This is a genomic window from Flavobacterium sp. DSR2-3-3 (assembly GCF_049896585.1).
Taxonomy (GTDB): Bacteria; Bacteroidota; Bacteroidia; order Flavobacteriales; family Flavobacteriaceae; genus Flavobacterium.
In genome coordinates this window covers 93997-116568 of sequence record NZ_JAFCUP010000009.1, presented here as the reverse complement: position 1 = coordinate 116568, position 22572 = coordinate 93997, and the positions used below count along the sequence as shown (strand labels likewise).

22 protein-coding genes are annotated in these 22572 nt (G+C 30.0%); all 22 read left to right on the top strand.

Features of this window, described 5'->3' with window-relative positions; all coding sequences use genetic code 11:
* Positions 1-3 precede the first annotated feature (3 nt).
* The 22 genes from ACP7AQ_RS12790 to ACP7AQ_RS12685 all read left to right on the top strand — a co-directional run bounded on the left by ACP7AQ_RS12790 (position 4) and on the right by ACP7AQ_RS12685 (position 22466).
* Complete coding sequence (locus ACP7AQ_RS12790) at positions 4-906, top strand: methyltransferase domain-containing protein (protein WP_426095726.1); 903 nt, start codon at positions 4-6, stop codon at positions 904-906.
* Positions 903-1796: an NAD-dependent epimerase/dehydratase family protein gene (locus tag ACP7AQ_RS12785; RefSeq protein ID WP_426095725.1), complete on the top strand. Its 894-nt coding sequence runs from the start codon at positions 903-905 to the stop codon at positions 1794-1796. Before ACP7AQ_RS12790 ends, ACP7AQ_RS12785 begins: the two co-directional genes overlap by 4 nt.
* Positions 1775-2932, top strand: a complete 1158-nt coding sequence (locus ACP7AQ_RS12780; RefSeq protein WP_426095724.1) for a glycosyltransferase — start codon at positions 1775-1777, stop codon at positions 2930-2932. The genes ACP7AQ_RS12785 and ACP7AQ_RS12780 overlap by 22 nt, the downstream gene beginning before the upstream one ends.
* Positions 2929-3813: a glycosyltransferase family 2 protein gene (locus ACP7AQ_RS12775; RefSeq protein WP_426095723.1), complete on the top strand. Its 885-nt coding sequence runs from the start codon at positions 2929-2931 to the stop codon at positions 3811-3813. The genes ACP7AQ_RS12780 and ACP7AQ_RS12775 overlap by 4 nt, the downstream gene beginning before the upstream one ends.
* Positions 3814-3836: 23 nt before the next feature.
* Complete coding sequence (locus ACP7AQ_RS12770) at positions 3837-4691, top strand: glycosyltransferase family 2 protein (protein ID WP_426095722.1); 855 nt, start codon at positions 3837-3839, stop codon at positions 4689-4691.
* A gap of 94 nt (positions 4692-4785) precedes the next feature.
* On the top strand, positions 4786-5622 hold the full coding sequence (locus ACP7AQ_RS12765) for a glycosyltransferase family 2 protein (RefSeq protein ID WP_426095721.1): 837 nt from the start codon (positions 4786-4788) through the stop codon (positions 5620-5622).
* Between the two features lie 2 nt (positions 5623-5624).
* Positions 5625-6533: a glycosyltransferase family 2 protein gene (locus ACP7AQ_RS12760; protein WP_426095720.1), complete on the top strand. Its 909-nt coding sequence runs from the start codon at positions 5625-5627 to the stop codon at positions 6531-6533.
* A complete protein-coding gene (locus ACP7AQ_RS12755) occupies positions 6526-7482 on the top strand; it encodes a glycosyltransferase family 2 protein (RefSeq protein ID WP_426095719.1) in 957 nt (318 codons plus the stop codon). Before ACP7AQ_RS12760 ends, ACP7AQ_RS12755 begins: the two co-directional genes overlap by 8 nt.
* A gap of 258 nt (positions 7483-7740) precedes the next feature.
* A complete protein-coding gene (locus ACP7AQ_RS12750) occupies positions 7741-8847 on the top strand; it encodes an acyltransferase (RefSeq protein WP_426095718.1) in 1107 nt (368 codons plus the stop codon).
* A 58-nt stretch (positions 8848-8905) separates the two neighbouring features.
* Positions 8906-9823 (top strand): glycosyltransferase family 2 protein, encoded by a 918-nt coding sequence (locus tag ACP7AQ_RS12745; RefSeq protein WP_426095717.1) that lies wholly within the window; start codon positions 8906-8908, stop codon positions 9821-9823.
* Positions 9824-9836: 13 nt separating this feature from the next.
* Positions 9837-10754 (top strand): glycosyltransferase, encoded by a 918-nt coding sequence (locus ACP7AQ_RS12740; protein ID WP_426095716.1) that lies wholly within the window; start codon positions 9837-9839, stop codon positions 10752-10754.
* A gap of 5 nt (positions 10755-10759) precedes the next feature.
* Positions 10760-11971 carry a hypothetical protein gene (locus ACP7AQ_RS12735; RefSeq protein WP_426095715.1) on the top strand — a complete coding sequence of 404 codons (1212 nt, stop codon included), beginning with the start codon at positions 10760-10762 and terminating at the stop codon, positions 11969-11971.
* Positions 11972-12180: 209 nt separating this feature from the next.
* On the top strand, positions 12181-13089 hold the full coding sequence (locus tag ACP7AQ_RS12730) for a glycosyltransferase family 2 protein (RefSeq protein WP_426095714.1): 909 nt from the start codon (positions 12181-12183) through the stop codon (positions 13087-13089).
* On the top strand, positions 13077-13979 hold the full coding sequence (locus ACP7AQ_RS12725; RefSeq protein ID WP_426095713.1) for a glycosyltransferase family 2 protein: 903 nt from the start codon (positions 13077-13079) through the stop codon (positions 13977-13979). Before ACP7AQ_RS12730 ends, ACP7AQ_RS12725 begins: the two co-directional genes overlap by 13 nt.
* Positions 13980-14251: 272 nt before the next feature.
* Positions 14252-14911, top strand: a complete 660-nt coding sequence (locus ACP7AQ_RS12720; RefSeq protein ID WP_426095712.1) for a cytidylyltransferase domain-containing protein — start codon at positions 14252-14254, stop codon at positions 14909-14911.
* Positions 14908-15555 carry a hypothetical protein gene (locus ACP7AQ_RS12715; protein WP_426095711.1) on the top strand — a complete coding sequence of 216 codons (648 nt, stop codon included), beginning with the start codon at positions 14908-14910 and terminating at the stop codon, positions 15553-15555. The genes ACP7AQ_RS12720 and ACP7AQ_RS12715 overlap by 4 nt, the downstream gene beginning before the upstream one ends.
* On the top strand, positions 15552-16592 hold the full coding sequence (locus ACP7AQ_RS12710) for an N-acetylneuraminate synthase family protein (protein WP_426095710.1): 1041 nt from the start codon (positions 15552-15554) through the stop codon (positions 16590-16592). Before ACP7AQ_RS12715 ends, ACP7AQ_RS12710 begins: the two co-directional genes overlap by 4 nt.
* Positions 16593-16734: 142 nt before the next feature.
* Positions 16735-17856 (top strand): UDP-N-acetylglucosamine 2-epimerase, encoded by a 1122-nt coding sequence (gene neuC / locus ACP7AQ_RS12705; protein WP_426095709.1) that lies wholly within the window; start codon positions 16735-16737, stop codon positions 17854-17856.
* On the top strand, positions 17856-19250 hold the full coding sequence (locus ACP7AQ_RS12700; RefSeq protein ID WP_426095708.1) for a UDP-glycosyltransferase: 1395 nt from the start codon (positions 17856-17858) through the stop codon (positions 19248-19250). Before neuC ends, ACP7AQ_RS12700 begins: the two co-directional genes overlap by 1 nt.
* Before the next feature lie 17 nt (positions 19251-19267).
* Positions 19268-20701, top strand: a complete 1434-nt coding sequence (locus tag ACP7AQ_RS12695) for an MBOAT family O-acyltransferase (protein ID WP_426095707.1) — start codon at positions 19268-19270, stop codon at positions 20699-20701.
* Positions 20701-21591, top strand: coding sequence for a hypothetical protein (locus ACP7AQ_RS12690; protein WP_426095706.1), 891 nt, complete (start codon positions 20701-20703; stop codon positions 21589-21591). Before ACP7AQ_RS12695 ends, ACP7AQ_RS12690 begins: the two co-directional genes overlap by 1 nt.
* Positions 21591-22466: a hypothetical protein gene (locus ACP7AQ_RS12685; protein WP_426095705.1), complete on the top strand. Its 876-nt coding sequence runs from the start codon at positions 21591-21593 to the stop codon at positions 22464-22466. The genes ACP7AQ_RS12690 and ACP7AQ_RS12685 overlap by 1 nt, the downstream gene beginning before the upstream one ends.
* Positions 22467-22572 lie beyond the last annotated feature (106 nt).

Genomic DNA, 22572 nt, shown 5'->3' with positions numbered 1-22572 from the left:
CATATGTTCAAAAAAATAATTAAAAAGGCTTACAATTATTATTTAAAACAAAATACTCAAAAAACAAAAGCGACTCAAAATAAGGGCAGTGTAAATTTCTTTAACAATGGGCAAATTCCATGGTCGGCAGGATATGTCGCTCATAAAGAAAAATCAATTATTAATAGTATTTCTGACGCTGTTATTTTAGATGAATTCTCTAACAAGAGAGTTCCTGTAAATTATGGATTTCGGTTAGATGAACGAATTGTCGAGTATCCCTGGATTTTTGCTAATCTTCAAAAAGATAAAACTATTTTTTTAGATGCAGGATCAACATTCAATTTCGAATATCTATTAAGTAATGAATTAATCGAAAACAAAGAAAAGTATATTTATACCTTCTATCCGGAAGACAAGAGTTACAATCATAAAAAAATATCTTATGTCTATGGAGATTTAAGGGATTTACCTTTTAGAAATAATTTTTTCGATGAAATTGTATGTCAATCCACGATTGAACATATTGATATGGATAATTCTATTTATGGATATGACTTGAAATCAACTTTGGATGTTGTTACAAAAAAGAGTTACGAGTATTTACAAGTTATTGACGAATTACTGCGAATTTTAAAAACCAAAGGTCAATTATTGGTAACTTTTCCTTTTGGTAAATTTGAAAATCATGGATTTTTTCAACAGTTTGATGATGAGATGTTAGTCAGAATATCTGATAAAATGAAAGTTTCGGGAAGTTGTGAATTAACTTTTTTTAAATATTTACCAGAAGGTTGGATTTTTGCTTCTCAAGAAGAATGTAATGATGCGGAGTCATTTAATCCTCATACTCAAATAGGAAAAAAAGATGATTTTGCAGCTCACAGTAGAGCAATTTGTTGTATTAAATTTATTAAAACAAAATGAAAATATTAATCATTGGTTCCAAAGGATTTATAGGCAGTCATTGCGCAGATTATTTTAAATCTAAAGAATTTGAAGTATGGCAAGCTGATGTAAACGAATCATTAGTGGACAACTTTTATAAAATTAATCGTCAGAATTCAGATTATTCCATATTATTCAAAGAACATCAATTTGACGTTTGTATCAATGCGTCGGGTTCTGCCCATGTGGGTTTTTCTTTTGAGAATCCATCCAAAGATTTTGAACTCAATGTTGTTAATGTTCAAAAAATTTTAGTTGCTATTCGGGATTATAATCCCAAGTGCAAGTTTATCAATTTTTCGAGCGCCGCTGTGTATGGGAATCCGCAGTTTTTACCCATCACTGAAAATAGTATTTGCAAGCCTTTGTCACCTTATGGTTTTCATAAATTGCAAAGCGAGTTATTGCTTACGGAGTACCATAATTTTTTCGGATTAAATACCTGCAGTCTGCGTGTTTTTTCTGCTTATGGACCTAGATTGAAAAAACAATTGTTCTGGGATTTATACCAGAAATCACTTCAAAGTGATGTGATTTCGCTTTTTGGAACAGGAAATGAAACTCGTGATTTTATTTACATAAATGATCTCTTGCAAATCATTGATTTGGTAATTCATAATTCGCCATTTAAAGGTACTATTTATAATGTTGCCAATCAGGTAGAAACGACAATTGTCGAAGCAACACAAGTATTTGTAAGTTCGTTTTCTCCAGAAAAGAAATTAGTTTTCAATGGAGAAGCCAAAATTGGAGACCCGAATAATTGGCTTGCAGATATTTCTGCAATCACCAAGATGGGTTATAAAAAAACAATTACTTTAAAAGAAGGGATAAACAAATATGTGTCATGGCTAAACGAATTAAAGTAGGAATTACTTATTCTTATGATGAAAATTGGATTGGAGGTACTTATTATTATCAAAACTTAATACGGTCCCTTAACTTATTGCCAAATAAAGAGAAACCGCATGTGGTTATTTTAAGTAATAGTACCGCCTCTTTTGATTCTATAAGAGAATTAAACTATCCTTTTATTACTTATAAAGATTTAAATAGCCCAACTTCTTTTTTTGATGAATTTAGGAATGAGTTAATGAGAAGATTATTTCCTAAAAGGGTTATTCCCAAGAAAAAAATTAATTGTGGTATTGATGTTTTGTTTCATCCAAGTGAAGTGCAAATTCCCAATAATATAAAAAATCATTTATATTGGATACCTGATTTTCAAGAAGTGTATCTACCTCATTTGTTTTCTAGGGATTATTTAGATTTTAGAAAAAAGTCACAACAAGAATTGTTAGCGATCGATAAACATATTTTATTCAGCAGTAATGATGCTTGTAATGACTTTAAAAAAATTTACCCATCGGCAAAATCAAAACTTTATGTAGTAAATTTTTCTGTTTTTCATCCTGATTATTTGAAAATAAATATTGAGCAACTTAAAGAAAAATATCAATTAGAAGAGAGTTCCTATTTTTTTTCTCCAAATCAATTTTGGAAACACAAAAATCATATTGTCATTTTAAAAGCTGTAAAAAAAATCAAAGAAACATATAATTTTAAGTTTCAAATTTTTTTTTCAGGCAAAGAATCTGATCATCGAAATCCTACCTATTTTGATGAATTAAAAGATTATATTTCGAAAAATAATTTAGGAGAAAATATCAAATTTTTAGGGTTTATTGATAGAAGTGAGCAGTTGTGTTTTATGAAAAATGCAGTAGCTGTAATACAACCTTCCTTATTTGAAGGTTGGAGTAGTGTTGTAGAAGATGCAAAAGCGATGAATCAAAACTTAATAGTTTCCTCGTTAAATGTTCATCAAGAACAATTAGGAAATCAAGCCTATTATTTTAATCCTGAAGATGAGAAGGAATTAGTTGACCATATAGTGCTGTTTTTGGAGAATTCCATCAAGTGTCCAGAATTTAATTATAATGAACAGTTACATTTATTTGGAGAAAAATTTATTAAAATAATAAAAGAAATAAATTCAAAATGAATTATCCTAAAATATCAATAGTTACTCCATCTTATAATCAAGGTCAATATATTGAAGATACAATATTATCCGTTTTAGGACAGAGATATCCTAATTTGGAATATTTAATTTATGATGCTGTAAGCACCGATAATTCAGTCACCATTATTAAAAAACATGAGAATGAATTAACTTATTGGGTTTCTGAAAATGACAATGGACAGTCTGATGCTATTAATAAAGGTTTTGCAAGAGCAACTGGAGAAATTTTAATGTGGTTAAATAGTGATGATATTCTGATGCCTAATGTTTTGCATTTTATTGCCGAACAATATATAGAAAAAGGGGATGCAATTTATTTTGGAAATTGCATCCATTTTAAAGAGAATATGAATAGCGGTTTATATGCAAGCGGGAGTAATGTAGCAGAATCTTTCAATACAATTCCACTCGAGCTGATAGACACTATAATTCAGCCTTCTTCTTTTTGGAGTAAAAAAGTGTGGTTGCAAAACGGTATTTTAGATAACAATTTTCATTTTGGTTTTGATTGGGAATGGTTTTTAAGAGCAAAAAACAACAGTATTCCTTTTTATTCCATAAACAAACCAATTTCATTGTATCGTATACATGATGAACATAAAACGGGTACTGGAGGAAAACAAAGACAGGAAGAATTATTGAAAATCTATAAGATTTACAGTCCAAAATATGCAAAATTATACAAGTTAGTAAAAAACGAAAATTTTAATTTGTCATTGGGAGAAAAAGTTATATTCCGTGTTTGTAAATTGTTACCTACTAAAGGTTTTAATAGAATTTCTTTTTTAAAAATGATTAAATATAAAAAGTATAAAAAATATACTATAGCTGAAATTGAAGCTATAAAGATGATGTTATAAATATCTTAATAACTTTATAAATAATGCATAAACTATCCATCATTACTATTAACTACAACAACCTTGCGGGGTTGAAACGAACAATAGGTAATGTTGTTAATCAGACTTGGCGTGAGTTTGAATATATCGTCATTGATGGTGGTTCTACAGATGGCAGTTTAGCTTATATTGAAAGCCAAAGTGCAAACATAGATTATTGGGTAAGCGAACCGGATAATGGCATTTATAATGCTATGAATAAAGGGATAAAAGTTGCTACCGGGGAGTACTTGCTTTTTTTGAACAGTGGAGATGATTTGACTGATTTGAAAGCCCTGGAGGAAAATCATATTCATTTAAAAGAAAGAGATATTATTTATTTTGATATTAATGTTATAGAGGAAAACTCTTTTTTTATTAAAAAATCTCCTGAAATTCTGACTTTTTCTTTTTTTTATAAAGATACCATCCCTCACCAGTCCACTTTTATAAAAAAAAGTCTATTTATGGAATTCGGATTTTATGATGAAGATTTAAAGATCGTTTCCGATTGGAAATTTTTTATTTTAGTATTAATGAAACACGGAGCAAGTTATAAATACATTGATTCCGTTTTTTCAAATTTCTATTTGGATGGGATTAGCTCTAAAGTAGATTATTCGCAAGAAAGAAGAGAAGTTCTTGAGGTGCTTTTTAAAGGATATATTTCTGACTATTATGAATTATATAAAAGTCGTGATGAATTACTGGATCATAAAAATTATCTGGAAACAAATAGACTCAGAATGTTATTAGAAATTGAAAAATCACAAGCAGGAAAAAAAGCAGTTTCTATTTTGTTTAGAGTTTTGTTAGTTTTATTTTCAAGAAAAAAAATCAAAGAGGTCTTAGGGTCTTGATTTTATTAGGAAGATTGTATTATTTGTCGTTTTCTGATGATCGAGTTGGAAAAAAAATCTAGATAATAGATTCTCGTTTAAAGTGTTAGTAGTTATGAAACCAATATTGTCCATAATAATACCCTGTTATAATTCAGAAAAAACGCTGAAGGGAACTTTAAATTCTATTCTTGAACAGAATTTTGACGATTGGGAAGCCATAATTGTAAATGATGGTTCAATAGATACTACTGAAAATATAGCTTTAAATTTTGTTAAGAAGGATGACCGTTTTAAATATTATACCAAGCAAAATGAAGGTTTGGGTAAAACCCGAAACTATGGTATAGGAAGGGCAAAAGGGAAATATATCCTGCCATTAGACTCAGATAATCAATTGAAAGAGAACTTTGCTCAGGATGCAATTGACGTTTTTGAAAAGGATCACGAAATAGGAGTTGTTTACGGAGATGCAGAATATTTTGGTGAAAAAACGGGCCCTTGGGAAGTAGATGATTTTAAACTGGAAAAAATATTAGTGCAGAATTATATTGATGCTTGCGCCATTTACAAAAAGAAGATTTGGGAAGAAGTAGGAGGATATGATGAAAATATGCCTTATCAAGGTCATGAGGATTGGGATTTTTGGATCGCTCTGGGAACTATAAATGTTAAATTTCATCATTTAAATAAAACTACTTTTAAGTATTTTGTTTCAAAACATTCAATGATTAGATCGTTTACTGATATTATGGATAAACTTAATGATGATTATATCTTTAAAAAGTATAATAAATTGTATCAAAAAAATTATAAATTACATTACTCAATGTATAAAAAAAAAGAAAGAGTTTTTTGCGAAAATTTAAAAAGCGAAAAGTTTGTAATAGATTTATTTTGCAGTACTTTTTTTGGATTTTCTATATTTGGATTATATAAAGTAAAAAAATAGTAATGCTGGCAATAGTAATTCCATATTACAAACTTACTTTTTTTGAATCTACCTTGCAATCGCTGGTCGATCAGACGGATCAACGATTTAAGGTGTATATTGGGGATGATGCCAGTCAAGAAAACCCTGTAGTTTTACTGGAAAAATATAAAGGAAAGTTTGATTTTACCTATTATCGATTTAAAGATAATTTAGGAGGAATATCGTTAGTAAGGCAATGGGATCGTTGTATTTCTTTGTCAGCAGGGGAAGAATGGTTAATGATATTGGGTGATGATGATTCCTTAAGTTCTAGTTGTATTGAAGATTTTTATTTGCATTTGGATAAAATTAATCAAAATGAATGTAAAGTAGTTCGATATGCTTCGATAGTAAATGATACTGTTTATCAAAAGCTGTCGTCCCTTTATACGCATCCCGAGGTAGAAAACGCTACTGATTTTTTCTATAAACGGTATAAAAATCAAACTCGTAGTTCGTTATCCGAATATGTTTTTAGAAGAGAAGCGTATGTAAAACATAATTTTCATAATTATGATTTGGCTTGGTATGCTGATGACAGGGCGTGGCTGGAGTTTTCAAATTATGGTACTATTTATACGATAAACACTTCTTATTTGATTATTGGTTTGAGTGATGAGAATATTTCAAGGCCAGACTATAAAATTGAAGTTAAGAAACAGGTTAAAATTGTTTTTTTTAAAGATTTTATTTTAAAGAACTTATTTAAATTTAAAAGAAACCAACGTCGAAATTTGTTATTGTATTACGAACAGATTGTTTATCAGGGAGGTAGCGTAAATTTTAGATTTTGGGTGCATCTAATTTCATTGTTTTTAATTAATTTTTATTTTATTCAATCGGTAAAGTTTACAAGACGATTATTAATACATTTAAGTAAAGATGCCTAATATTCCAAAAATTGCTATTATTATTCCTGTTTACAATAGAGAAAGTTTATTATCCTTTACTTTAAACAGTATCATTAATCAATCTTTTGTAGATTGGGAATGTATTCTTGTTGATGATCGAAGTACAGATGATTCTTTTACAATAATGGAATCCTATCAAAAAAAGGACAATCGGATAAAAGTTTACAAAAGGCCCCTTGAATTAAAAAAAGGAGCTAATGCTTGTCGTAATTTTGGATTTAAAAAATCATCCGCATCACATATAAAATGGTTTGATAGTGATGATATCATGCTACCGAATCATTTAGAGCTTGCATATGGTACTTTAGAAGCACATCAATTAGATTTTGTGGTAACAGATACAGTAAATTTTGATCATGAGGATGGTAAAATGTTAGAGAAGCCATACGATTTTAATAGAAATAAAGCAGTAATTACAGCGCGAAATTACGCATTAAGTCATGTATGCTGGATTACAGATGATTTTTTAGGGAAACGTGAAATTGTTGCAAACATTGCTTTTAACGAAAACATTACTACCGATGGTGATGAATATAATTTTTTTGTCAGAATGCTTCATCTGCCAATTAATGGAGTTTTGATAAATGAAGTTGTAACTCTGAGGCGTATACATACGAACTCTCTAAGTATGCAGAATGGAGAAAATTCAGTTAATTACTTTACTAAAATTGCAAATGTAAAATACCAAACGGCACAGGATTTAGTTCTATATAATAATAAAAAACTGATACGTTGGTTTTTGTCCGGATATATAAGGTATTCCTTTGATTTAGCTAAAGAAAAAGAAAAGATACCATTTTGTAAACCTGCTTTTAAGTTAATTTGCAGGTATTACTCTTTCTGGAAAGGGCTGGCCTTTATAGTTTCGCTAGGAACTGCAAAATATTTTGGGAAAGGGTACTCGATTTCAAAATATGCGCGAATATGATTTCTCACAATAATTTGTCAAATTTTGTATTGTAGGGCAGATTTTAAAAAGATATTTTTTTAAAATAAATAAAATAATGAAAGACAATAACTTGATACCAATAATAATTCCCTGTTGCAACCAACGACAATACATACATGCTGCCTTGCAATCCGTTTTTAGACAAACCTTTAAAAATTTGAAATGTATTTTTTTGGTGCATAAAAGTGTTTTAAAGGATCCAACGGAAAATTCTCATTATGTAGATTTGTAAATATAATGAAAAAACTTATTTTTAAAACTGGTCAATTTTCTCATTTATCTAAGGATTTTATTAGTACTAAAATGGTAACTTCTTCAAAATTAGGGTATGAAAAAAATAATTCTTTTCAAACTCAAATTGGGATTTCATTTTTGAGAATACTTGCAACACTATCTGTTATTGTAATTCATGTTTCGGGTCCATTGGTTGTTAAGTATGGAGAAATATCTTCTTTTGATTGGAATGTTGCCAATTTTTTTGATAGTATTAGTAGATATTCCGTTCCGGTTTTTTTTATGATTAGTGGTTCTTTATTGTTAAGTCAGGATTATGGATTTATTGAGTTTTTAAAAAAAAGACTAGGTAAAATATTGCCCCCCTTTTTGTTTTGGTCGTTAATGTATGCTATCCTAAATCGTTATGTGTTTGGAAGTGAGGTTTTTAATTTTGGTAAAACAATAAAAGATATATTTTACGGAAGTGAATATCACTTATGGTTTATATATGCATTGATAGGAGTTTATTTATTTACTCCAGTTCTTCAAAAATGGATTAAAAATGCTTTACAGAAAGAAATTTTATACGTTTTAATTATCTGGATTCTTACTCTAATTATTGATATTCCAGGGCTAAAAATATATTTTCCTCAAATTGATCTCTCTTACTTCTCCGGTTTTTTAGGGTATTTTGTATTAGGATATTATTTACAAAAATTTAGTAATAAAGGAAAATTAATTCCTGTTTTCTTGGTTATTTCAGGTATTTTAATCACAATTTTAGGTACTTATATTTTTACTGTAAAAAATGCAAAATTCCATTCTTATTTTTATCAGTATTTAAATTTAAATACATTAATGGTTTCATCTGGGGTATTTCTCCTTTTTGAAAAAATAGAAATTTCTAATAAAAAATTTAATTTAATTGTTTTTAAATTAAATGAATGTTGTTTTGGTATTTATCTCATCCATCCTTTAGTTCTTAAACTATTTATATTAATTGGTCTGAATGTATATTTATTAGATCCTATTATAAGTATTTTATTAATATCAATAGTGTGTTTTTTACTTTGCTTTTTTATTATTTCTTGTTTAAAGAAATTGAAATATGGCTATGTAATCTCTTAAGAAACATTGAACAATGTTGAAAAAATTGAGAGTGTTTTTATGAAAAAAATAATGAAAAATGAATAATAATTTAATTTCTATAATCATTTCTTGTTACAATCAGGGTAGATTCTTAAATGAAACTATTTTGTCGGTTTATAATCAAACCTATTCAAATTGGGAATGTATTATAATAAATGATGGCAGTACTGATGACTCGGAAGAGATTGGTAACAGATGGGCAGTTAAGGATAATAGATTTAAATATTTTTATAAAGATAATGCAGGTGTAAGTTCTGCTCGCAATTTAGGGCTTGAAAAAGTTAATGGCAATTATATACAGTTTTTGGATTCGGACGATTTGTTAGAAAGCCGAAAGTTAGAACTGTCAATTCTTACTTTAAAAAAATCACAAAAAGAAAGTGAAAAACTTGTCATTTGTAACTTTAGAATGTTTATCAAAAACCCTGAAAAATCATTTAAGCCATTCTGCAATTTAAACACTCAATTATTTAATTTCGAAAGCTTATTATATCAATGGAATGATGATTTTTCGATTCCTATACACGCAGGTTTATTTCATTCATCTTTATTTAAAAGCGTTCGATTTCCAGAGAATCTCACTGCACAAGAAGATTGGATTGTATGGGTTAATCTATTTAGATCTGGGTGTAAAGCTATATTTATTGACCAGCCATTAGTCTTATATAGAATAAACCCTTCCAGTAGAACTATGACCAAAGGATTATATGATGACCAGATAAAAGCTTATGAATATTTTAAAGACTTATTATCAGTTGAAGAATTTTACAAGCTTTCTTTAGTCTTGATTTCCAGGTATTATAAATCTACTGATGATTTTAAAAAAAGACTGAGAGTTACTAAGAAGTCAAATAGCTATCAAACAGGTTTACTTATAAAGAAAGTTCTAAAAACACTTGGCATTTTAAGACCTTTCAAATACTTGTTTCGATTTATTCTAAGGTTTAAAAATTAAATATAATTAGTATATGCTAGCTGTAGTGATTCCCTATTACAAACTGACTTTTTTTGAATCAACTTTAATCTCGTTAATCGGTCAAACTGATAAAAGATTTAATGTTTACATCGGAGATGATGACAGTCCTGAAAATCCTTGTGTTTTACTAGAGAAATATAAAAGCATTCTTAATTTTGTTTATCAAAAATTTGAAGGTAATTTGGGGAGTACGGCCTTAGTGAAACAATGGGAGCGATGTGTCGGTATGGTGGCCGATGAAAAGTGGATTATGATTTTGGGAGATGATGATACGATAGAAAATAATTGTGTAGCTAGTTTTTATAAACATATAGCAGAAGTAGAGCTAAAAAAAATTAATGTCATTCGATATGCGACAATAGTTATTGACCAAAATGATGCAAAATTAACTGGAATTCATGAACATCCTATAATAGAAAAATCATCTGATTTCTTAATGCGAAAATTTAAAGGCGGTACAAGAAGTTCTTTGAGTGAATATGTTTTCAGAAAATCAATTTTGAAAAGTGTTGGTTTTAAGAACTTACCTCTTGCATGGTATGCCGATCTTTTAGCAGTATTGGAGGTTTCTAATTTTGATGCTATATATACCATAAATGAGGGTGTTGTCTGTTTCCGAATTAGTGGATTAAATATTACTTCCAGAAATGATAATTTGACACAAAAAAACATTGCGTCATTTCAGTTCTACCATTATTTATTAAAGGATAAAAAACATGTTCTTAATAGGGAACAAAAAAATATGCTGTTAAAAAGACTTGAAAAAACTTTTTTGGATAATAAAAAGAATGCAAATTTCTGGATGCTGTTCACAAAGTTATATATTTCAAATTTTTATTTCAAGAAGTATTTATTATTTATAGCTAAAATGCTCAAATCAATTTTAAAAAAAACAATCAGAAAACATTAAAAAGAATGATGAAATTTTTAATAATTGAACAGGATTTAAGAGTGTCAGGGACCAGCCAAGGTATTATTTCCAGGTCTTTTTTGGCTAGATTGAGAATAGCTTATCCACAGGCAATTATTGATGTGGTTTATTTGAAGCACCAGGCCAGTGACGATCAATTGGATTTGCTGCCCGTTGACAGTATCAAGTCATATATTCTGGATTTAAGAATTCCTTTTTTTACAAAATGGTTCAATAAAATCTATTGGAGATTGTTTCATATATCGTTAAGAGAGCGGCATATTCATAAAGTATATGGTTCCTATATAGCTAAAATAGAATATGAAAAATACGATCATATTTTTATTAGAAGTGCTGGATTGGAACATGAGACTATTTTAGGGGCTAAAGATTTACCTATTCTAAAAAAAGCAATTGTCAATTTTCATGATCCTTATCCTGTTTTTTGGTACGCAGGTGCAAAAAAAGCATTATCTAATTTAGAAATGTTTAGGATGAAAGAAATGCAAAAAATAGTATTGCAGGCAAAAACTTGTATGAGTTCCGCATATACCATGTCAAAAGATATGCAGTATTTATATGGATCCACAAAAAAATTTTATGTTCTACCTCACCAATACAGTGAAAGTGTTTTTGATTTATCTGAAAAAGAACATGTTCTCAAAAAGACTAAGAAAGTAACCATTTCCTATCATGGAGCGATTCAGTTTGGTAGAAATGCAGATATTCTTTTAGATGCGTATCAAGAATTGGTTAATGAAAATGTCGATTACAAGGAACTAACAGAGTTTATTATGAGGATTAAAGGAAGTGATTGCATACGATTGCAAAATAAATATGCATCCACAACGAATATTCAAATCTTCGGTACTTCGAACTTTTCAAATTCTTCTAATGAGCAAATAGATGAAACGGATATTGCCATTATTTTAGAAAATGGACCGATTTATTGTAATATTTTAGTGGGTAAAGCTCCATTTTTAGCAGCTTATAAAAAACCAATTTTATCGATTTCTCCTAAAAGGAGTGAATTGAGAAATTGCATCATTGATCAAAAATACATTGCTACTATGGATAACAAAGAAGAAATAAAATTCAAATTAGAGCAGTTAATTATTGATAGGATGAATTCAACAGATGAAGTGTATCCGTTTGGTGATTATTTTAGCGATAAAAATTTTAAGAAAAGTTTGGATGAAATTTTACAAGCGGAATGAAGCCATATTTTTTAATAAAATGATTTCTAAAATTAAATAAAAAAAATAACTATTTTACTTCTTAAATATAACACTTCCTTTTGTCTCAAAAAAAGTATTGATTTGATCCTAAATCAAATATTCAATGATTTATACGACAATAAAATTATTCTTATTGAAAGCAAATATTTGAATAATTTAAGAGAGGAATGCCATTTATTTTTAAAAAAATGAAAGAGATAAAGATAACAATAATAATGGCGACCTACAATAGAGCTCACTTTATTGAAGAAACTATTCAATCTATTCGGAATCAAACATATGAAAATTGGGAATGTTTAATAGTAGACGATGGAGGAACAGATAATACCTTAGATGTTATTTCTCCAATTCTAAATCTAGATAAAAGATTTAAATTTTATGTAAGACCAGATAAATTTTTAAAAGGATTATCTAGTTGTAGAAATTTTGGATTAAATTTAGCGAAAGGAGATTATATCATTTTTTTTGATGATGATGATATTGTTCATCCAAACAATTTGGAATTTTGTTTAAATGGATTTTCGATTGAACAAGTCGATTTTGTACATTATAAATTACAGTCTTTTATAGATAAAGTGGATTTGATTCAACAACATTTTGTAGTTAACTATAAAACCGACAATACTTTTTTAGAAAGTATTCTTACTTTTAAGACATCTTTCGTTTCCTGTTCAGTAATGTGGAATAAAAAATGTTTTAAAGATAATTATTTTGATGAAAATTTAAAATATGCTGAAGAATGGGAGTTGTATTCCAGAATAGTATCCCAAGGTTATGTTGGACTGGTTCTCAATAATGTTCTATATTATAACCGTAGGCACTCAAATTCGAATACATCATCTTTTTTTTCTAAAAGCTCACTAATGTATTTATCTCAAATGAAAGCAACTGAATTAGTTTTAAATAACTTAGACAGAAAAAAAAAGCTTAATGAAGAAATTATAAAATATTTTATTTCAATTTCGATCCAAATAAATTCATTTTCATTGTTTGCTAAAATTATATCTAAAAACAAAAACGCAGCTTCATTACTGAAATATTGCTTGTTTTATGTTAAACATGTTTTATATAAATTAAAAAAGGAATGGAAAAAATAACTTTGGTAATTGCAACAAAAAATAGAATTGATGAACTGAAAATTACATTAAGTAAAATATCTGATATAATAGAGAGAGATGATGTTGAATTAATAGTTGCAGATGATGGCTCATTAGACAAAACAAGTAGCTTTATAAATAAGAATTATCCAAAAATAAAACTATTAACTATACCAAAAAGCAAAGGTATTCACTATGTAAGGAATTTAATGTTTCAACATGCCACAGGTGATTTTGTTATTTCTTTGGATGATGATATCCATTTTTTAACAAATAACGTAGTTGAAAAAGTTTTAGAGCATTTTAAAGCTAATAAAGAATGCGCAATTGTGGCTTTTAGAATTTTTTGGTCAATAAATACGCCATCAACAGTTGCATGCACAGATAAAGTAGTTCGAGTGAAAAGTTTTGGAGCAGGTGCTCATGCATTTAGAATGTCAGCTTGGCGTGAGATTCCCAATTATCCTGAATGGTTTGTCTTTTACGGTGAGGAGGATTTTGCGTCGTATCAATTATTCAAAAAAAAATGGGAAATCCATTATCTGCCCGAAGTCCTTGTACATCATAGGGTAGATTTGAAATCTCGAAAAAAAGATACTGATTATACGATTCGGTTGCGTAGGTCACTTCGTTCAGGATGGTATTTGTTTTTTTTGTTTTATCCTGTTAATATTATCCCGAAAAAAATGGCTTATTCTATTTGGATTCAATTGAAAGTCAAAGTATTCAAGGGAGATTTCAATGCATTGCGAGCTCTTTTACTTGCATTGTTGGATTTGGTTTGGTCTATTCCCCGAATCATAAAAAATAGTAACCGTTTGTCACATAAGGAGTATAGTATCTATCAAAAATTAGAAAATACAAAGCTATATTGGCGACCAGAAGAATAATTTGAAGTAGTATGTATAAAATAAAAATAAGAACACTGACAAAAAGGGTAAGAAGTTTAATTTCATGTCTATAAAAAGAGTAGATATTTAATTTGTTTTTTTTAGTAATGGGGTTATTTTCCTTTCGTTGAAAAGGATGAAGCAATCATCTTTAGATTGAGTTCATTTATAAATTGATCTATCGAGCTATTTATGGCGTGTTTGTTTAAAAAACATATAAATTAAGTAAAGTGAACTTAAAAAAAGTATTTTTACGATTCTATAAATTTTGAATGAAAAATATTGCCATTATTCCAGCGCGTGGTGGTTCGAAACGACTACCACAGAAAAATATCTTGTCTTTGGGCGGTATTCCTCTGATTGCACATAGTATTCTATTTGCTCAAAAAAACAGTTCTATTGTTAGTGATATCTATGTCTCTACCGATGATGAAGCTATCAAGAATGTGGCTTTGCAATATGGCGCCAAAGTGATTGACAGGCCAAAAAGTTTGTCAGGAGATCTTGAGCCTACAATAACGGCTGTTCAGCATGTCTTAGCAAATATTTCCACTATTATTGATAATGTAATTTTACTGCAACCTACAAATCCTTTACGTCCAGAAAATTTATTGGTTGAAGCTTTTGAAAGGTATCAAGACCACAATTGTGAAAGCTTATTCACCGTTACAAGAAATCATCAAAAATTAGGAAAAATTATGAAAAAACAATTTTTTCCTTTCAATTACACTATTGGTCAACGAAGTCAGGATTTAGATCCTCTTTATTTTGAAAATGGATTGTTGTATATCATTAGGGCGGAATCGATTAAAAAAGGTAGAATTATTTCAGATAATAGTACCCCTTATGAAGTAAATCATATTTTTGCCAATGTTGATATTGATACACAAGAAGATTTAGATTATGCCAATTTTTTAATTAAAAAAACATGAGAAACAGAGATTTAGCTGTACACAACTACAAAAGATTTTGTGCGCTTGATGGAAGCGATTATATTGCCAGTGAGTTTGCCTTAGAAACCATTCTCAAAATAATAAAAAAATTTAATGTAAATACTATTTTAGAATTAGGTTTAGGAATAGGATCCATATCCGATACAGTTTTAAAATATTCTAAAAAGGACAACAAAAAAATAAGCTATGTTGGTACAGAAAAAAATGAATTCTGTTTAAATGCATTAAAAAAAAATATAATCGATTATGATGATATAGAATTATATGCAGAATTAAATCAAATAAAAAATAATAAATTTGATTTAATAATCATTGATGGTTATGATGATACTTTAATAGAAATAGTTGCTTTTTGCAAAAAAAACACCATTATATTTATCGAGGGAGACAGAAAGGGGCAAACAGAGACTGTCAGAGAGATTTTTCCAAAATCTAAATATGTAAATGTTATTTCACTTAATAAAAACAAACCTTATGTTCATGGTTACTCTCCAACTTCACATTATGTAGGAGGAGGACAACTTATATTTACGAAACCTACATTTAAAATGAATATTTTTTGGTTCCTACAGAAAAGTATCACTTACGTAAAAAATAAAATTAGAATTTTTAAATCAGCATGAGCCCATACATAGAAATTGCAGGAAGAAAAATAGGCCCAGATTATCCCCCTTTAGTTATTGCTGAAATAGGAATTAATCATGAGGGTTCTTTGCACATAGCAAAGAAAATGGTTGACGCAGCCTATAGAGCTGGTGTCGAGGTAGTCAAACACCAAACACATATTGTGGAAGACGAAATGAGTGGAGCGGCCAAAAAAGTGATTCCCGGCAATGCTACTATTTCTATTTACGAGATTATGGAGCGCTGTTCGCTTAACGAAGCAGATGAATTAGAACTAAAAAACTATGTCGAAAGTAAAGGGATGATCTTTATTTCCACACCTTTTTCTCGTGCAGCTGCTGATCGATTGCAACAATTTGATGTTGCGGCTTATAAAATTGGTTCGGGCGAATGCAACAATTATCCGCTTCTTGAACATATTGCTTCTTTTGGTAAGCCGGTAATCTTAAGTACCGGGATGAATACTATTGAAAGTATTACCAAAGCTGTGGCGATATTCGATAAAAACAAAGTACCCTTGGCTTTATTGCATACCACTAATTTATATCCAACACCGATACATTTAGTTCGATTTGGAGCCATGATTGAAATGCATCATGCTTTTCCTGATAAAGTTTTTGGACTATCGGATCATACCTTAAATAATAATGCCTGTTTAGGTGCGGTAGCTTTAGGTGCCAGCATTTTGGAGCGCCATTTTACAGATCACATGAGTCGTGTAGGGCCGGATATTGTTTGTAGTATGGATGAACAAGTTAGTGAAGAATTACTTATAAGTTCCAATGAAATGTGGCAAATGCGTGGAGGAACAAAAAAACCCGCTTTAGAGGAACAAGTGACTATTGATTTTGCTTTTGCTACGGTATGTTCTATTAGAACTATACAAAAAGGCGATGTATTCACAAAAGAAAATATTTGGGTAAAACGACCGGGAACCGGAAAAATTCTTGCAATGTATTTTGACGATATTATAGGAAAAGTAGCGACTCGGAATATTGAAAATGATGAGCAGTTGATTTGGGAGGATATATATTGAAACTGTCTTCTGAGGTCGACAAGAAAACTTAAGTAATAAAGTAATAATTTTAGAAAATCTAGGGAGTCAAAATTATTGTAGAGCATTTACCTTATTTTCTGGCAAGATAGAATTGAGAGAATTAAGTGTAGTAATAAAACAAATGAAAAAAATATTATTCCTAACTGGGACCCGTGCTGATTTTGGAAAAATAAAACCATTGATTTCAATTCTTGAAAAGCAACAAGAATTCGAAGTTTTTGTTTTTGTTACTGGAATGCATTTGCAAGAAGAATATGGCTACACCGTGATTGAAATTCAAAGGTGTAATTTTAAGAATGTGCATACATTTGAAAATTACACTCATGAATCTACAATGGATTTGACCTTGGCTAAAACCATCGGTGGTCTTTCGGCTTATATAAAAACAATTCAACCTGATATGATTGTCGTTCATGGAGACAGGGTTGAGACGCTTGCGGGTGCTATAGTGGGGTCGCTTAATAATATTTTAGTTGCGCATATTGAAGGAGGAGAGGTGTCAGGGACTGTGGACGAGTTGATACGGCACAGCGTCAGTAAATTAAGCCATATCCATTTTGTTTCTAATGATGAAGCTCAAAAAAGGTTGATCCAAATGGGTGAAGTTGAAGCGACTATTTTTGTGATAGGTTCGCCCGATATTGACAGCATGTTTTCAAAGGAATTACCTTTCCTAGATGTGGTTAAGAAATATTACGAAATTCCATTCCGTACTTACGCTATAATGATGTTTCATCCAGTTACTACTGAAGCAAAAGAAATGCAGGAATATACCAATGATTTTGTTGACGTTTTGTTAAAAGATACCCATAATTACGTGGTGATTTATCCTAATAATGATTTAGGAAGTAAAGATATCATTGAGGCGTACGACAAGTTAAAAAACAATTCTCGATTTAGAGTTTTTCCATCCCTTCGTTTTGAATACTTTTTAACTTTATTAAAAAATAGTCAGTTTATTATTGGTAATAGTAGTTCAGGTATACGAGAGGCCCCGTATTATGGAATCCCAATTATTAATATTGGAACTCGGCAACAAAATCGCACTGTAAATGCAGACATTATTAATACTGATTACAGTAGTAACAGCATCTTTTGTGCATTAAAAAAAATTGATAGGAGTCGGGTTAAAATAACATATAATGATTTTGGGACTGGTAATAGCACCCAATTGTTTTTGAAATCTTTGAAACAAAATGATATTTGGAATATTAATCATCAAAAACAGTTTAAAGATATATAATGTCTAACCAAAAAATATTTATTTTACTTCCAGACGGAATTGGTTTGCGTAATTTTGCCTATTCGAGTTTTTATGAAATAGGGAAAACGCAAGGTTTCGATGTCGTTTTTTGGAATAATACTCCTTTTCCATTAACAGATCTAGGATTTCAGGAAATCAAGATTGAGGGTGTAAAACCGCATCAATTAACAGATATCTATAAGAATATAAAAATTCAGGCTGAATTAAATCTGAATATCAAGAATACTAAAGACAACGTTTATAATACTTATCGTTTTCCTTTTTCTTACTCAACTTTAAAAACAGCCATAAAAAGTATTGTTATTCAAGTTTTAACGCGCTACTATGATACGGAAAAAGGATTGCGGAAGATTCGTAAAAAAATGAACCATTATGAACGAAAAACAATATTTTACAATCAAAGTTTAGAAACCCTACAAAAAGAAAAGCCTAGTTTAGTTTTTTGTACGAATCAAAGGCCAGTATTGGCAATTGCTCCTCTTCTGGCGGCGCAAGATTTAGGAATTCCTACAGCCACTTTTATTTTTTCATGGGACAATTTACCTAAGGCTACAATGGTAGTTGAAACCGACTATTATTTTGTTTGGAGTACTCACATGAAAGAAGAATTACTATTTTATTATCCAAACATTAAAGAGGAAACTATTTTTATAACGGGAACACCCCAATTTGAAGTGCATTTTGACACCAGTAAAATACTTTCACGAGAACTATTTTGCAAGCAAAATAAGCTAGATATAAACAAAAAGTATGTGTGTTTTTCAGGTGATGATAGTGTAACAAGTCCTGATGACTCTCAATATCTTGAAGATCTTGCAAATGCGGTTTCTGTTTTAAATAAAAAAGGGCAAAATTTAGGTATTATTTTCCGAAGATGCCCAGTAGATTTCTCAAATCGATATGATTCTGTTTTAGCCAATTATAGTGAACTAATTGTTGAGATTCGCCCACTCTGGAAGCCATTATCAAACGCTTGGAATGCAATTTTACCTACTAAAGAGGATGGGGAACTATTGTCTAATGTAGCTGAACATTGTGAATTAGTAGTAAATATTGGCTCTACAACCATTTTTGATTTTTTGACTCATAAAAAGCCTTGTGGTTACTTTAGATATAATCAAGAAATAAAAAATAATAAAAATTGGGATATTTTTAAATGCTATCGGTTTGTTCATTTTCGTTCGATGCCAAATGCAGCAGCAGTTATATGGTTCGATAATAAAGAGGATATTATTATAAAAATCGAAAATGCACTTAGGAATCCACAAATTACTGTGAATCATGCTAAAGATTGGTTTAAAGTAATTAATATGCATCCACCCCAAGACGCATCCAAACGAATTTGGGACAGTATTAAAAAAATAATTTCATAAAATTCACTTATAATAACATGTTTTTTAATTCATTATCTTTTGCCATTTTCCTTCCCATCGTATTTGTGTTGTATTGGTTTGTTTTTAATAAAACCAAAAGTGCTCAAAATGCACTACTTATTGTAGCAAGTTATTATTTTTATTCCTGTTGGGATTGGCGCTTTTTGTTTCTTCTAGTATTCTCGACTTTTTTGGATTATTATACCGGTATTCGAATCGAAAAGGCCAAGACTGAAACCGCTCGAAAATTTTGGTTTTGGTTGAGTATTGGTGTTAACTTGGGATTCTTGGGTGTTTTTAAATACTATAATTTTTTTGCTGCCTCTTTTTCGGAATTAATAAATGGGTTTGGATTGCAAACTAGTCCACTATTGCTTAATGTTATTCTTCCCGTAGGGATCTCTTTTTATACCTTTCACGGCTTGTCCTATGTGATTGATATCTATCTAAAAAGAATCAAAGCCGAATATAACTTTGTGGATTATTCCTTGTTTGTTAGTTATTTTCCTTTATTAGTCGCTGGCCCCATTGAAAGAGCCACACATTTACTGCCACAAGTAAAAGTAAAGCGAACGTTTGATTTTGAAAAAGCCAAAGAAGGGGTTTATCAAATCATTTGGGGATTGTTTAAAAAAGTAGTTATTGCTGATACTTGTGCCACTTATGCCAACGCCATCTTTGATCATTATGAATCAATGAATTCGTTATCCTTGCTATTGGGTGCCTTTTATTTTGCCTTCCAGATTTATGGGGACTTCTCCGGTTATTCGGATATGGCATTAGGAATGTCAAAATTATTTGGATTGGACTTGTTGCGGAATTTTAATTATCCGTATTTCTCTAGGGATATTGCCGAGTTTTGGCGTCGTTGGCACATTTCCTTGTCGTCATGGTTTCGAGATTATGTCTATATTCCTCTGGGAGGAAGCAAAGGCAGTAAATGGAAACAAGTTCGGAATGTGTTCGTTATTTTCTTATTGAGTGGTTTTTGGCATGGCGCTAACTGGACGTTTATCGCCTGGGGTTTTATTAACGCCTTGTATTTTTTACCCTTATTGTTACTTAATAAAAATCGTTCTAATATAGAAACCGTAGCGCTAGGATGGGATTTTGGTTCCCTGAAAGTTTTTTTAAGTATGCTGAGTACTTTTGCCTTAACGTGTTTGGCTTGGATATTTTTCAGGGCAAAATCTATAGAAGATGCTTTTAATTATATTGGACATATTTTTTTAGATCGAAAATTCGTTCCACAATATCTAGAAAACGAACGCTACAGTTACGAACTTGTTTTGTTGATTTTTATTTTTATTCTTGTTGAATGGAATTACAGGAATAAGATAGAGCCTATATCGGGAAGATATAGCTGGATAAAAGTGGCATTGTGCTTAGTTGCTATAGCTGCGTTGGGAACCTATTCCGATTATAAAGAATTTATTTATTTTCAGTTTTAATGAGAAGGTTTGTAAAATACTTAGGATCTATTTTTTTTACTCTTTTAATGATACTATCGTTTTTAGATTATTCATATACAAAGGTTTATGAAAATTCAAATCCAAGGACAAAGTTTCAATATTTTAGAAGTTTAAAGAACAAAAAAATCAATTATATTTTTTTAGGTTCTTCTCGCACAGAGAGTACGATTGTAACTGATGTAATTGAGGAGCAAACAGGAAAAAGTGCTGTCAATCTTGGGTTTCAAGCTTCAAAATTAGGGGACCTATATACTATGCTTGAGCTTATAAAAAAATATAATATTCAAAGTGAAAAAATTTTTATTCAAGTTGATTATATTTTTAATATTGAAGATGGATGTTCAAATGTTATGCAATATGAATTGATGCCTTTTATTAAAGAAAATGAGATAACAAAGGAATATTTTGAAAGACATTTCAAAGGTGAAAAAGAGATGTACTATTTTCCCTTTTATAGATATTTTACTTTTGAGGCTAAAATTGGGTTCCGAGAGTTTATTTTAAATATTGCTAATAAAGAAACGAAAATTATAAAAAACAAAGGATTTGTAGGTGTAGAAGGGAATTCATCAGAACATAAATATAGTTTACCTATCCAAATTAATGATAACAACAAGTACTACGATAAAATAATAGAGTTTGTTAAAAATAATGATATGAAGATAGTCTTTTTTTGTGCCCCTTTTTGTAAGCATACAAAAAACTTGATTTTTATGGAAAAATTAAAGCAGAAAATACCTGGATTATATGATTTTTCAGGGGCAATAAGTGATGATAAGATGTTTTTGAACTGTTCACATTTAAACCAAAACGGTGCGAATTATTTTACTAGATTCTTAATTAAAAACACACTAATTGATAAATACTAATGAAATATTTCTCTTTTTTTGTGCTTAAAGTTTTTGTGATACTAATTGTTTTGTCTGTAATTTTGGATGTGACTTTTACGGAAGTCTATTTAGAGGCCATAAATCGCGGAAAAATAGATTATGTCTATAATTCAAAAGAACGACATTATGATGTGGCGGTTTTAGGCTCTTCCAGAGCCAATAATCATTTTGTCACCCAATTGTTTGAAGAAAAAGGGCTAAGATCCTTCAACTACGGTATGAGTGGTGGACATTTGTTTGAAGCTTCATTGTTGCTGAAATTGATGGTAGAACGAAAATATGCTATCAAAAACCTAATTATAGAAACCGATTTAAATTTATCTAACGAACACCGTTCCGACGCTGTTGCCGCTAAGTTTTTGCCTTACATTCATCATTCTAAAACAATACAAAAACATTTCTCGGAAGAAGAAGATTTCTGCGAATTGTATTATATTCCTTTCTATCGTTATGTGAAATTTGATGCTTCAATAGGTGTTCGGGAAATGTACAATAATTTAAGGAATCAACCGACAAACACTTTAGAAAAAGGGGGGTTTCATGCTTTAGGGAATAAAAAGGGTAATATGAAAAACGATATAACCGCTTTAAAACCGATACGTAATAAATATTATGAAGAAATTAAGCGGATTTGCGAGGTAAATAATATTAAACTAATTGCAGTCATGACCCCTATGTGCACCGATGTAAAAGGATTGGATTATTTTCAGAAAGTAAATGCAATCTATCCCGAAATTCACAATTATGAAAATGTGGTACAAGGAGATCAGTATTTCTCCTCCTGCGGCCATATGAATGAAAAAGGAGCTCGATTATTTACCACTAGAATTATAAAAGATTTTTTTAAAAAGTAAGTTTACATGTAGTCTGAATCATGTGGAGCATTATAAAAAAGTTCCGATCAGAATAACGGTTAAATAAAAAGAAGTAAAAATTAGCGGTACACTATTAAAAAAAAGG

Coding starts and splice junctions, on each gene's coding strand:
- ACP7AQ_RS12790 (WP_426095726.1), top strand. CDS start 4: ATGTTCAAAAAAATAATTAAAAAGGCTTACAATTATTATTTAAAACAA.
- ACP7AQ_RS12785 (WP_426095725.1), top strand. CDS start 903: ATGAAAATATTAATCATTGGTTCCAAAGGATTTATAGGCAGTCATTGC.
- ACP7AQ_RS12780 (WP_426095724.1), top strand. CDS start 1,775: ATGGCTAAACGAATTAAAGTAGGAATTACTTATTCTTATGATGAAAAT.
- ACP7AQ_RS12775 (WP_426095723.1), top strand. CDS start 2,929: ATGAATTATCCTAAAATATCAATAGTTACTCCATCTTATAATCAAGGT.
- ACP7AQ_RS12770 (WP_426095722.1), top strand. CDS start 3,837: ATGCATAAACTATCCATCATTACTATTAACTACAACAACCTTGCGGGG.
- ACP7AQ_RS12765 (WP_426095721.1), top strand. CDS start 4,786: ATGAAACCAATATTGTCCATAATAATACCCTGTTATAATTCAGAAAAA.
- ACP7AQ_RS12760 (WP_426095720.1), top strand. CDS start 5,625: ATGCTGGCAATAGTAATTCCATATTACAAACTTACTTTTTTTGAATCT.
- ACP7AQ_RS12755 (WP_426095719.1), top strand. CDS start 6,526: ATGCCTAATATTCCAAAAATTGCTATTATTATTCCTGTTTACAATAGA.
- ACP7AQ_RS12750 (WP_426095718.1), top strand. CDS start 7,741: ATGAAAAAACTTATTTTTAAAACTGGTCAATTTTCTCATTTATCTAAG.
- ACP7AQ_RS12745 (WP_426095717.1), top strand. CDS start 8,906: ATGAATAATAATTTAATTTCTATAATCATTTCTTGTTACAATCAGGGT.
- ACP7AQ_RS12740 (WP_426095716.1), top strand. CDS start 9,837: ATGCTAGCTGTAGTGATTCCCTATTACAAACTGACTTTTTTTGAATCA.
- ACP7AQ_RS12735 (WP_426095715.1), top strand. CDS start 10,760: ATGATGAAATTTTTAATAATTGAACAGGATTTAAGAGTGTCAGGGACC.
- ACP7AQ_RS12730 (WP_426095714.1), top strand. CDS start 12,181: ATGAAAGAGATAAAGATAACAATAATAATGGCGACCTACAATAGAGCT.
- ACP7AQ_RS12725 (WP_426095713.1), top strand. CDS start 13,077: ATGGAAAAAATAACTTTGGTAATTGCAACAAAAAATAGAATTGATGAA.
- ACP7AQ_RS12720 (WP_426095712.1), top strand. CDS start 14,252: ATGAAAAATATTGCCATTATTCCAGCGCGTGGTGGTTCGAAACGACTA.
- ACP7AQ_RS12715 (WP_426095711.1), top strand. CDS start 14,908: ATGAGAAACAGAGATTTAGCTGTACACAACTACAAAAGATTTTGTGCG.
- ACP7AQ_RS12710 (WP_426095710.1), top strand. CDS start 15,552: ATGAGCCCATACATAGAAATTGCAGGAAGAAAAATAGGCCCAGATTAT.
- neuC (WP_426095709.1), top strand. CDS start 16,735: ATGAAAAAAATATTATTCCTAACTGGGACCCGTGCTGATTTTGGAAAA.
- ACP7AQ_RS12700 (WP_426095708.1), top strand. CDS start 17,856: ATGTCTAACCAAAAAATATTTATTTTACTTCCAGACGGAATTGGTTTG.
- ACP7AQ_RS12695 (WP_426095707.1), top strand. CDS start 19,268: ATGTTTTTTAATTCATTATCTTTTGCCATTTTCCTTCCCATCGTATTT.
- ACP7AQ_RS12690 (WP_426095706.1), top strand. CDS start 20,701: ATGAGAAGGTTTGTAAAATACTTAGGATCTATTTTTTTTACTCTTTTA.
- ACP7AQ_RS12685 (WP_426095705.1), top strand. CDS start 21,591: ATGAAATATTTCTCTTTTTTTGTGCTTAAAGTTTTTGTGATACTAATT.